General features: G+C 43.5%; 9 protein-coding genes and 1 pseudogene. 5 read left to right on the top strand and 5 right to left on the bottom strand.

The genetic code is table 11. The annotated features are described in order from the left end of the window. The first annotated feature begins 1201 nt into the window (after nt 1–1201). The 3 genes from flhD to EPIR_RS12955 all read left to right on the top strand — a co-directional run bounded on the left by flhD (nt 1202) and on the right by EPIR_RS12955 (nt 3148). Nucleotides 1202–1552: a flagellar transcriptional regulator FlhD gene (gene flhD, locus EPIR_RS12965; protein WP_023655888.1), complete on the top strand. Its 351-nt coding sequence runs from the start codon at nt 1202–1204 to the stop codon at nt 1550–1552. Next, on the top strand, nt 1549–2085 hold the full coding sequence (flhC, locus tag EPIR_RS12960; protein ID WP_023655887.1) for a flagellar transcriptional regulator FlhC: 537 nt from the start codon (nt 1549–1551) through the stop codon (nt 2083–2085). Before flhD ends, flhC begins: the two co-directional genes overlap by 4 nt. 346 nt (nt 2086–2431) lie before the next feature. Beyond that, complete coding sequence (locus tag EPIR_RS12955; RefSeq protein WP_023655886.1) at nt 2432–3148, top strand: LuxR family transcriptional regulator; 717 nt, start codon at nt 2432–2434, stop codon at nt 3146–3148. Here EPIR_RS12955 and EPIR_RS12950 read toward each other — a convergent pair whose 3' ends face one another. After that, nucleotides 3149–3793 (bottom strand): acyl-homoserine-lactone synthase, encoded by a 645-nt coding sequence (locus tag EPIR_RS12950; protein WP_023655885.1) that lies wholly within the window; start codon nt 3791–3793, stop codon nt 3149–3151. A 1424-nt stretch (nt 3794–5217) separates the two neighbouring features. Between EPIR_RS12950 and EPIR_RS12945 the strand changes: the two genes are divergently transcribed. After that, nucleotides 5218–6594 (top strand): PTS transporter subunit EIIC, encoded by a 1377-nt coding sequence (locus EPIR_RS12945; protein ID WP_023655884.1) that lies wholly within the window; start codon nt 5218–5220, stop codon nt 6592–6594. After that, the gene (locus EPIR_RS12940) at nt 6591–8033 is read left to right on the top strand and encodes a sucrose-6-phosphate hydrolase (protein WP_023655883.1); all 1443 of its coding nucleotides are present in this window, start codon (nt 6591–6593) and stop codon (nt 8031–8033) included. Before EPIR_RS12945 ends, EPIR_RS12940 begins: the two co-directional genes overlap by 4 nt. 210 nt (nt 8034–8243) lie before the next feature. Here the strand turns inward: EPIR_RS12940 and EPIR_RS18755 are convergent, their stop codons facing one another. The 4 genes and pseudogenes from EPIR_RS18755 to EPIR_RS12930 all read right to left on the bottom strand — a co-directional run bounded on the left by EPIR_RS18755 (nt 8244) and on the right by EPIR_RS12930 (nt 11360). After that, nucleotides 8244–8609, bottom strand: a complete 366-nt coding sequence (locus EPIR_RS18755) for a hypothetical protein (protein ID WP_157037531.1) — start codon at nt 8607–8609, stop codon at nt 8244–8246. Between the two features lie 72 nt (nt 8610–8681). Continuing rightward, entirely contained in the window at nt 8682–9599 is a 918-nt protein-coding gene (locus tag EPIR_RS12935) for a GNAT family protein (protein WP_023655880.1), read from the bottom strand. A 205-nt stretch (nt 9600–9804) separates the two neighbouring features. Further along, nucleotides 9805–9948: pseudogene (locus tag EPIR_RS19110) on the bottom strand (transposase); the annotation flags it as partial. Between the two features lie 662 nt (nt 9949–10610). Continuing rightward, nucleotides 10611–11360: an ETEC_3214 domain-containing protein gene (locus EPIR_RS12930; protein WP_023655879.1), complete on the bottom strand. Its 750-nt coding sequence runs from the start codon at nt 11358–11360 to the stop codon at nt 10611–10613. Nucleotides 11361–11460 lie beyond the last annotated feature (100 nt).

Here is an 11460-nt window from a genome sequence, read left to right as displayed (position 1 = left end):
CATGCAAAAACGTCAGAATCTAGAGGGCATATCCTTGCTGCAATTGATTGAGCTAACGAACAATATGCCTGCGTCAGGCAGAGTGAGGGGTGACGTCAAATAGCTGAACTACCGGGAGGCCGCTGCTGCCAACATTGCTGCATGTCATTCTGCTCACTGTCAACAGCCCGGTTACTGACGGGATCAGGTAACCTGTAATACATTACCTGGTTCCATTAGCTATGATGATCTTTATTTATCGTTATACTAAAAAAAAGCCAGCATTAAGCTGGCAAAAGGGCACAATAACTACAGGGGATAATCGCGCTTTGTATATTGATACAAGAATGGCGGTTAAACAGGGCAGAGCGCGATCCTTATATTGAGCCATAAAGGCTGTTGCTACCACTCACCGTGGCCTGGAACTGCTTAATCTGCGGGTTGGTCAGCCGACTGTCCTGATCAACTCGCTGGCGCATCGGATGGGAACATTCTGCCACCCGCTAACGCATGTGCGTCAGTCGCATTATCAATTAGACATGATTACCGTCATGCTTTTTTTCCTTTCGAAATGATCAATTTTTACCAACAAACTTAACTTGCTGTCGGGAGCGGTATATGAGGTGGTATCCAAAGATGAACCCCAGCACAGCAAAAGATAACGATAAAGCATGCCTGACGGTTATCAACGGCCTGTCTCTAAAAGCGAACGGGTAATCACAGTAAATCGCTGAAGGTATCAATGATAACCTGGTTAAGTGAAATGTCATTCCATTAAATGACAACACTTTTGACGCTATATGACTACTATAAAAAATGGTTTCTATTCGTGGTAATGAGGTGGGGTGTTTTTTCATCTTTGTACTTTATTAATTGCTAATTTAATAGTGTTGTTTTTTAATGTTTATTAATATTTTTTTAACTTTTTATAATTCCTTTATTTTTAGCCTTTATGATAATTGTTGTTTGGTGTTGAGCCGGGGCGCGTGGTGATTGGAGTCTTTTAGGACTGTACTTGGTATCTCGCCTCGTTTTTAGCTATTTGCAGTTTAAAAAACGCTTAGCACATAATTATTATATTTTTCAACTTCTTGCAAGGGAATTGGGCAATATATCAACGGTAAAAGCATTGTGAACCAGAATCCGGCAGCGATGGTAAAGTGACAATCTTTTGCGTAATAAGCTAACCAGTACCGACTAAATGATATTTAGGTGATCAGAAATGTCTAGTTTTGATAAGCATCTACAAAGTATCCATGATATTAATCTTTCATATTTGCTACTCTGCCAGCAATTAATCGCTACAGATAAATTTGCAGCGGGGTTTCGTCTCGGGCTATCTGAAGAGACGATTGAAAATCTGAAAGGACTTTCATTGCTTCAGCTAATGAAACTGGCAGCAACCAATCAATTGATCTGTCGCCTGCGTGTGGATGATACTGCCATTGTTAATTTAACCAAAAACTCACGTATTGAAGCTTTACAACAATTTCATACTGGGATCCTTTTATCAACTGATTTGATTAACGCGCTGAATAAGCAGAAAAGCCACGATCCCAGGAGCCATAAGTGATCGATAAAAGCCAGCTGGATGAGATCAATGAAATAAATATAGCGATGGAACTGATCGTTCTGGGAGCAAGAATGCAGGTGCTTGAGTCAGAAACCTCTGTGAGCCGTCGGCGCTTGCTGCGTTTATATAAAGAGATACGCGGCTGCCCTCCGCCAAAAGGGATGCTACCTTTCTCCGGGGATTGGTTTATGGCCTGGGAACAAAACATTCATTCCTCACTATTTTATAATATTTATTTCTATTTGAAGAATACTGAAAATGAACGCCCGATTAAAACCTTGATGAAAGCTTATCGGCTTTATCTTGAACAGAGCTATCCATATTCCTCAGAAAAACCCGTACTGGGATTAACCCGTGCGTGGACGTTGTTACGTTTTGTGGGTTGTGGAATGATCTCACAGAAGCCTTGTGCTGTGTGCACAGGGGAGTTCGTAATGGTAACCGATATTATCCATGAGCCTTTTACCTGTAGCCTGTGCTGCCCACCTTCACGTGCGCTAAAAAAATTCAGCGCACCCGCCAAGAGCTTATGAGTCTGTATCTTCTGTGATCCAGTCATATCGATGACTGGCCTGATAAGTTCAGACAGGCTGCGGGCATGGGGCATTGATACTTGCGTTACTGCCCAGCTGACGTCTTGGGAAACGGATTTCCGGTAGGAATGTTCTGCAACACGTAATCCTCTGCCATTTAGCGTGGCATTCCAACGTAACGTGTTAAGGTCTTTATGATGCATTCGGTAATTTTACTCGACTGATTATGCACAAAACAGCCATATAATCTGACCTTACACTCACTAAAAATTCCGTGGTTCCGGCTTGATGCACATTTCTGGTATATTCTGTCAGATAAATTTTAGTTATCAGGAGCAAGCAGTTAATGGAACCTGAAGATAATATTAGTGACATTATCAGCAAGCAACTGGAAGCGGCATTAGGTGATTTAGGAGAGTTCATTTGGGCATACGTTGTTTTGTCCAAAAAAGATATGTCCTGTATCTTTGGCGTAACAAATTACCCGGATGAATGGGTAAAGCAGTACAAGGAAAAGGGATTGCAGTATACCGATCCGGTGGTTATCACGGCGCTGAATCGGTTAACCCCCTTTGCATGGGATGAAAATCTGATGGCTGGTTCAGGTTTTCGATTCTCCAAACTTTTCGATAAGGCCCATGAGTTTGGCGTGAGCAATGGGTATACCTTTCTGTTACATGATTATAACAATAATCTTGTCACCCTATCTTTTTCGCTTACTGCTGAATGCAGTGCAGAAGCCACCGAAATTCTCATCAAGAACAAAGGTGACATCTCTTTACTCCTCGCGTCAGTCCATGAAACGTATCTTGCACTGACATCATTGTCAGAAAAAAATGCGTCCCGTTCAGAAAAAAAATCTCGCTTCACGGACAGAGAAAACGAAATCCTTTATTGGGCCAGCGTGGGTAAAACCTATCACGAAACGGGAATGATTCTCGGGATAAAAACCTGCACGGTTAAGTTTCATATGTCCAATATCGTCAAAAAACTGGGAGTGACAAATGCCCGGCATGCAATACGTCTTGGTGTGGAACTTCAGCTGATTAAACCGGTTAGTTGATTAGATTGAAGGTTCAGATGTCAGCGGCCAGGCGTCCAGGGTGCTTTCATCCATTGTGCTGATTTTTCTGAATATTCTGTCTTTTAGCGCCTCCTGGCTTTCTCGGTCTACATGGCCGAGTAACAGATAAACTGGCTCATCTTTTTCGGACATGCCCGTTTTAAGTAGTGAGACATTCCACCCTGAACTCCTGATGATATGCAACATCGGATGACTGGCGACAGCCAGAATTCCGTCATAGTGATGCTGCCTTGCATAGTTAATCAGTGAGAGAAACAGAACCGTAGTAACGGGAAATTTGCGCCCCAGTAGCGAATGGGTTCTTTCTTTATCCACAAAAAATCGTGTAGATTCAATAAACTTACCATCAGGTATGGGAACGTCCTTAAAAAATGAAGAAAATGTACTGTTCAACATGTTGTCATGTTTCATGTCAATCATCCGTGTGCCGCAAATAATCATTCCATTTTCAACACCGTAAATATAGTCTGTTTTTTCATTATCAAACTGATCAACTTCCTTTCCGTCAGAACAGTTTACGGCCCATTGCAATCTGTCTTTGAAAGTATTCTTTCTTAATGCAAAGAGATCTTCTGATTTTTCACTTCTCATTGATGAGTAATTAATGCTGTAAATGTTAAACATAACGTTACCTTTGTATGAATATATAAATTTCATCCGGTAACATCAGTGAAGTCTCGTAAGTAGCATGCCGGCTCATTATTATAGTGATAATTTTTGTGTTTTTAAATTTATTGTTGTTTTAATAATATCAAGGGATATATTGATGATTTAATTATCCACTTCGTCTATCTATTTATTAGATTGGGGTTTCGTTAACTTTTTTGTGCGTGAAATGCATTTTTTATATAAGCTGTTGTTTTGTTTATTGATTTTTACTTATATCCTGATGCGGTGATACCGTAAGAATAAATTGTCATGGCAATAAGTTAGGGGTGTCATAAGTTTTACTATAAAAGGGTCTCATCGGTAATGATGGCGATGCCGTTTAATTGACTAATAAATCAAAAAAAGCAGCTTTCTCTTTTTGTTATCAGAGTGTTAATGATTAGGGGGTATAACATGCATGCGCGGCATGTATTATATGTTTCAATGTGGAAAGGGCGGTAATATACTATTTGGAAGCGTTTTTTATTTGACGATGGGAATAAAAATATCCTCGTTAAGGTTTTTTCTGTTGTCAGATCGGTGCAATTTTAATTACCTGTTTATGCTATTGATATTTTTTGTATTTTTCGATCCTTGCTATTTGTACTGCTTTCAGACAGAAATACCTCTGGTATCTAATTATACCAATTTGAAATAATAACTAACCTAAACAAACTAAGGTTTAGTATCAAACTATACTTTAGTATAGTTGTTGTATAACCCGATAATGATATAAGATTTTCGCTTCAAAAATTGATTTATAAATAATAAAAACCTGACTTTATTTAGGTCAGGCTGCCATAAATAAGCAGCACCAGGGAAATTTTAACCACACCTTAGTAAAGCTATCAACTCAGCAGAGGCAAATGTTCTCTGCTGGTTTTTAGTTTTGGACAATCTCCCCTTCTCTACAGAACGTTAACTGACTCGTCGTTTAGACTAACCTTATCCTGTCTTACTCAAAGCCGAATTGTGGAGTGACCAGCTCCGCCAGATGATCCTGACCTTTAGTTGGAATGCCACTATACGCTAGACGATACAGCCGTATATTTGGGCATAAGAGAAGCATATGGGCTTACCACGATTTACCCCTGAATTCTGATGAAGAAGCTTTCTAGAGAACAGGGGGTATTGCTTCATATGGCCTTGATAACCCTGGGTGCTGTTGGACTATCTACCCCGATATTTCTCAGTGATATGAGCCAGATTCAGACCCGCTCAGGAATTATTAATCTGTGGTTGACGATAATTTTATCGCCCCGTTTCTGAAGATATTCTGGCCACTTTGGTCAGAAAAAAGGTCACAGTGAAATGCGTATACATGTTTACAATTACCTGCCGAAAGTGTTATTTGTGATATACGTCAAAATTTTACAATAATAAAAGTTTGGGTAAATATTATGGATTACAGGCAGGTAGCCCGGCAGCTGGTTCCACTGATGGGCGGCAAGGACAATATCTCTTCAGCCATTCACTGTGCGACCCGACTTCGGGTCATTCTTGAAGATGAGTCAAACCTGGATCTAAACGCAATAGATGCAGTTAAAGGCGTAAAAGCCAGCTTTCGTAAGGCGGGGCAGGTACAGGTGGTGTTTGGCAGTAACGCGATTAACGATGTTTATGACGCGTTCGTTCACGCGGCCCAGATTGATGACTCCTCGCAAAAAGAACAGGCTTCACAGAATGCTGAAAAAAATCTCGGCTATTTTCATCGCGTTGCCAGCACGCTTTCCAAAGTATTCGTTCCCTTAATCCCCGCCATTATCGCCTCTGGCCTGCTGATGGGGCTGCTCAGTCTGATCAAAACTTATGCCTGGCTGGACACGCATCATCCTATCTATGTACTGCTGGAAATGTTCAGCTCATCCGCTTTTATCATCCTGCCGGTGCTCATTGGTTTTACCGCCGCAAGGGTATTTGGCGGCAACCCCTTTATAGGTGCCACACTCGGAGGCATTCTGACCCATCCGGCGCTGGCTAACGTCTGGGGGGGGCTGGGGAACTACCACACGCTGGATTTATACGGCATGCAAATTGCCATGATCGGCTATCAGGGCACGGTTTTCCCGGTGCTGCTCACCGTCTGGTTTATGAGCTTCATTGAGAAGCGTTTGCGCCGTGGGGTCCCTGACATGGTGGAAATTATCTTTGTGCCGTTCCTGACTCTGATTATTTCGGGCTTCGTCGCCATGCTGGTCATTGGCCCGGCAGGCCGAATGCTCGGTGATGGAATTGCCTACGTGCTGACCACGCTGATCGCTCATACCGGATGGATGGCCGGGGTGTTGTTCGGCGGGCTTTACTCCGTGGTGGCAATGACCGGTATTCAGAACAGCTTCCATGCCATTGAGGCCGGGCTGCTAAGTAATCCGGCAATCGGCGTTAACTACCTGCTGCCAATATGGTCGATGGCCAACGTCGCCCAGGGCGGTGCTTGCCTGGCCGTGTGGTTCCGTACTCGTAATTCTAAGGTGCGCAAAATTGCCATTCCGGCTGCTTTCTCCGCCATGATTGGGTCGGTAGAGGCTGCGGTATTTGGGGTCAATTTACGTTTTGTGAAACCCTTTATCGCCGCGATGGCAGGCGGCGCCGTGGGCGGTGCCTGGGTGGTTTACAATAAAGTCTACGCCACAGGGGTTGGGCTGACCGGCCTACCGGGGCTGGCGATTATCCAGGCCAGCTCACTGGTGCACCAGCTGATAGGCCTGGGAATGGCATTTAGCATTGCGTTCTTTATTTCGCTCCTGTTTAACTACAACCAAGAGGGTGACCAATGAGTGATAAACACCTCCTGAAGCAGACTCTGCACGCCGTAATGAATGGTTATCGGCGTCATCCTGCCGATCGCCACCGTCCGCAGTGGCATCTCTCGCCAGTGGTCGGCTTGATGAATGATCCGAACGGCTTCATTCAATTCCAGGGTCGTTACCATCTATTTTATCAGTGGAACCCGTTGGCCTGCGATCACAGTACCAAGTTTTGGGGACACTGGAGTTCTGCCGATCTGATCAACTGGCAGAATGAGCCAGTGGCGCTCATACCCTGCGAAAGCTTCGATATTGATGGCTGTTTCTCCGGCTCAGCAGTGGATGATCACGGGCAGCTGGTATTGGTTTATACCGGTAACGTGATGCTGGACAATGACGATCGCACAGCATGGCAATGTATCGCCCGACAGAATGAGCAGGGTGAGTTTGATAAACAGGCGGTTCTGGGACAGCTACAGGGCTACACCGGACACATACGCGATCCTAAGGTCTGGCGGCATGAGGACAGTTGGTACATGGTGCTGGCTGCGCAGGACCTCCAGCTACGGGGCAAGGTGCTGCTGCTGAAATCTCCGGATTTGGTATCCTGGACATTGCTGGGTGAGATTGCCGGTAGTCAGCTGCGCGATACCGGCACATTTGGCTACATGTGGGAGTGCCCCGATCTGTTTAATCTTGACGGACATGATGTGCTAATCAGCTGCCCACAGGGCGTTGACGCCGAGGAGCGTCGCTATCTGAATCAGTATCAGTGCGGCTATCTGCTGGGCGAACTGGATTACAACAAAGGCGATTATCCACACGGTCCTTTCCTGGAACTGGATTATGGACATGAGTTTTATGCCCCCCAAACGACCCTTTCCGACGATGGCCGCCGCCTGCTGGTTGGCTGGATGGGCGTACCTGACCAGGATGAATTTTCGCAACCGACCCTACAGCACGGCTGGCTGCACATGATGAGCTGCCCGCGCGAGCTAAGCGTGCGCGAAGGACAACTTTATCAGGTTCCTGCCCGCGAACTGTTGGCGTTACGCACGGCGGGCCAGCAGGCTGAAGGCCGTGCCGACACGCTGCCTGTCTTCAGCGCAGATAGCGCCGAGCTGCTGCTACAGGTTGCTGGTAGCTTTGAGCTAGCCATTGGTGAAACTCTCTGGCTGAAATGCGATCCAGAAGGCATTACCCTTAGCCGTAAGGGATTAAGCAGCCCTGGTGACGAAAGGCGTTACTGGAGCGGGGCGGTGGAAAAATTGCAGATCCTACTTGATAGCTCAAGCATCGAGATCTTTATCAACGACGGTGCAGGCGTGATGACCTCACGCTATTTCCCCATCGAACGGCCCGAGCTGATATTTAGCGGAAGCGCTATGCTAACGGTTAATTACTGGCGACTTCGGGAGACTGAGTTGGGTGGACGACCATCACCTGTTGCTGCCAGTGCTGCACGATAGATTCAACGTTTACCGCTGTTTAATATTCCCGGTAGCGGCTGACTGACAGGATGGTTTTTTTGCTTCGGCACAATGTGAATATTGTGCCGACAGCATGAAGACCATCCTGTTTTTCTGACAACCATTTTTTCGTTAAAGCCCCTTCATCACCTGCCATTGTAAAAAAACTGACGATATTCAGACTGCATCGGAAAAGATACTACGTTCGCACTAATTATTGTTATCGCTGAAATCAAATGTTATTCCCATACTACCCTCCCCGCTGTGATCTGCTGAAAAAGGGTCATTCTGACGCAGTTGATGCGTTTTAGGTAATGCCCTACGGGTATTTGGGAGGTAACGGCAACCAGAAGTATTGCATTCAGAAGTCATCCTGATTTGTGCTTTCGGCTCGGACACCTTCCAATGAAGTGAGGGAGAGGAGTGCTGATTGCGATCGAATGGGTCTGTTAATGGCGCCGGAGAGGGGGAGGGTTCAGGCGCTTTGTAACCAAAGTCTGGCGTGACAGCAGAGGCATTCGTCATCATACAAGCGGGAAGAGTTATTAATAATGGCAGTATAATTTTCAAAAACATAAACATATCCTTGTTTTATCATCGCAGGAGATATTATGCCTGAAGGCAGTTGTTCTAACTATAAATGAAGACTCATATCGCCAGCACCCGGCCCAGTGGAGAGCGATAGCACCATCTGTCCTTATAGTCTGCCGTTGGCTTTCCAAATGAGTAGCGCATTGTCTTACCCTGTGAGGAGCATAAATCGTATGCTGAATTAACATTCAGCCAGGTAACGATAGTGCCCGGGCAGAATGAGTCTTGCAGCCGGTCGTATCCACCATTAACATAATCAAAACATATCCATTCGGGACTCTCTGCCTTAGTAATCAGCTGGAATGCACAGGGTTTTCCATCCAACAGCAACACGTATCCGAAGAACATTTCTCGCAAAGTCATCAGCATATCGAGTATTTCTTTTTTATTCCCCGGCATATGTCCCCAGCGTTTTTCGTACAGACCACAGTGTATATTCGTGAGCTCTTCAGGTGAAAATCGAGACTGGTCGAGATACTGGCCACCTGCATTGAGGAAACGTTTTAACTCCCTACGCCGACTGCTCTTTGTTGACGCAGAATAGCCATCTTCGCCACATCCTTTCGCCAAACAAATAGCGCGTTGACTGTTAAAGCGTAAAGTGGCATTTCTTATTTTATCGCAGTTCAACGACGAAAGTATTTTGCTTCGAACAGGCAGGGATGTTTTTAAATCAGAGTGCAAAGGCAAAATGATTTCATCCCGGTTAAGGGGATAAAAATCGATGCCCGATTTTTGAGCCTCGCTGCCCGTTGCAGCAAAACTGTTGTTCCAGGTGCAGAACCCCCCTAATAGATTGTCATCTTTGTCACGTTTAACATAGTACGTTGGTTTACACTTCAGACGGTTTTGCAGGAACAACAGTACGTCTGGATGCGTGATAAAGCTGCCACCGTACAGGCTGTAGCACAAGCTATAATCATCTTCTGTACCTTTTTTCCATCCAGAAGTGAAACGGGTGATTAATTGCATCATTGGTATTTGTCTAAAGTGAAAAATAAATGTTAATCATACATAAAAACCTAATAATTTCGATATGGTATTATGATTGATGTGTATCAGTTGGTGTTTTTGACTGTTTTATTCTATATTTCAGATGCTTGTGGTTTTTTATTTCACTCACTTATTTGAGTTTGTTCGGGGTGAGGGGAGGGGTTTTTGGTGTCTTACCCTGTCGTTAATCCCGGAACTGCCAGACCTGGCGGGTTATTGTCGGGAGGGCAACATCCATAGCTTTGGCTGCTTCAGCGACAGTTGAGTTTTGAACAACAACTTACTGAATAGATTCCTGTTTGAGCTCCGCAGCAAAATGTCTTTTATTCATTGGGGGACCTGAACTGAGTTGGGCATACAAGCGCAGTTCTGGTGGTTAAATTCAGTGTGTCATATATGGACGTCTCGCGCTGTGCAAGCGCTGAATTGATGCGGTTTTCTGACGTATATCCGTTATTAAGGCTGGCGGAATCTGAATTTTTATGGAAATTTTTTGTACTTAAATTTTTGTGAATTCAACTTCGACCTGTATACCTAAAATTATACCAATGCCGTTTCGTCAGTGGCTTGTCAGCAGGTTGATAGTTAGTGGCTACGCATAGAAAGTTACAAAGGTTGACAGTCTCTGTAGTCGGTTAAAATTATTAAAGATAGTAACGTGACTCTTTAGTGTGAAAGAGTTCTCATTAAAAATGAATTTATGAAAAAGCGTTCACCCTTTCGATTTTTTATTGATATTATCAATAAGTTAAGTGATAGTTGCTTGAGTGGGTACTCTTCACCTAGGGTGAAAACTATTCGCTTTTAGGCGTAAAAAATCTGGCCGAGGCCTGTTTGGCATTTATCACATGCCTTATGCATCTAAGCTTGAAATCTGGTCAATCTTTCTGTTCTCACTCAATACCATGTCGGTCTGGATACAATTCGTTATTTTACGCTTCGGCAGTTCAATCTCGTAATCTTTCATGATCTGCATCAAAGCTTCGAGAAAAACTAGTCTTTATCAGGTATGTCTCGTGCTACAAAATAGTTAATTCCAATTCCATAATATAGCTCTGGCCCGTTAGGCAAACCCATGATGTCACCTACAGCAAATGTATTTGGCGTGTTATGCAACCTGAAATTAACTAAATCATTTTTTCTGGGCGGAGAGTTATTGTCATTGTGCATATCTGGGAGTGGGTTCAAGTTAGAGTACTCTACCCCAGCAGGGTTATAAGCAAGATAGAAATGCCTGTAATTACCGGGGTTCCCTAAATAGTGTGCTTCTTCATACTGATAAAACTTAGATGAATACCCGGACTGGAAATATTCAATATCTTTTCCATAACTATCAAAGACATTACCAAGAGTAGCATCAAGATAAGGGATTTTTGGATGAAAATTTTTATCCTTACTTGTTACTGCGTATAACATTACTTTATTTTTATCGTCATAAATAACTTGAAGATAGAATTTCTTAAATGAATAAATATATTCATTCACTTTTCCATCATCGGAATGGTTTTCTTGTATAGGGACGCCAAATACTGATTCTATATATCTTATGGATGAGCCAGTATAAAGTGCATTCAGATTGTCTTCTGCTTGGCGCTGAGAGAATTTATCAGTAATGTTATTGTACAAATCAAAAAAGCTATTTAATGCTCCTAACCATGTAACCACTACACTAATTGTTATGGTGATAATGCCAATAATGATAGCTATTAATGATTTCTTGACCTGTTTTGTGTTGGATATCATTTAGTAACCTTTGAATTTTGTTAAAGTTATTGTTATATAATCATTTTTGGAAGAGAAATTCAATTTATAACTTTTGTTTTTTTAGATTTTAAATTAGCTC

Origin of the sequence: Erwinia piriflorinigrans CFBP 5888, from assembly GCF_001050515.1 — a bacterium.
Lineage (GTDB): Bacteria > Pseudomonadota > Gammaproteobacteria > Enterobacterales > Enterobacteriaceae > Erwinia > Erwinia piriflorinigrans.
Note: the sequence above shows the minus strand (reverse complement) of the source record. Positions and strands in the feature narration are given on the sequence as shown.

What these genes read in the sequence shown, in the direction of transcription:
- flhD (WP_023655888.1), top strand. Translation starts at nt 1,202, where the DNA reads ATGTCTAGTTTTGATAAGCATCTACAAAGTATCCATGATATTAATCTT.
- EPIR_RS12955 (WP_023655886.1), top strand. Translation starts at nt 2,432, where the DNA reads ATGGAACCTGAAGATAATATTAGTGACATTATCAGCAAGCAACTGGAA.
- EPIR_RS12950 (WP_023655885.1), bottom strand. Translation starts at nt 3,793, where the DNA reads ATGTTTAACATTTACAGCATTAATTACTCATCAATGAGAAGTGAAAAA.
- EPIR_RS12945 (WP_023655884.1), top strand. Translation starts at nt 5,218, where the DNA reads ATGGATTACAGGCAGGTAGCCCGGCAGCTGGTTCCACTGATGGGCGGC.
- EPIR_RS12940 (WP_023655883.1), top strand. Translation starts at nt 6,591, where the DNA reads ATGAGTGATAAACACCTCCTGAAGCAGACTCTGCACGCCGTAATGAAT.
- EPIR_RS18755 (WP_157037531.1), bottom strand. Translation starts at nt 8,609, where the DNA reads ATGTTTTTGAAAATTATACTGCCATTATTAATAACTCTTCCCGCTTGT.
- EPIR_RS12935 (WP_023655880.1), bottom strand. Translation starts at nt 9,599, where the DNA reads ATGATGCAATTAATCACCCGTTTCACTTCTGGATGGAAAAAAGGTACA.
- EPIR_RS12930 (WP_023655879.1), bottom strand. Translation starts at nt 11,360, where the DNA reads ATGATATCCAACACAAAACAGGTCAAGAAATCATTAATAGCTATCATT.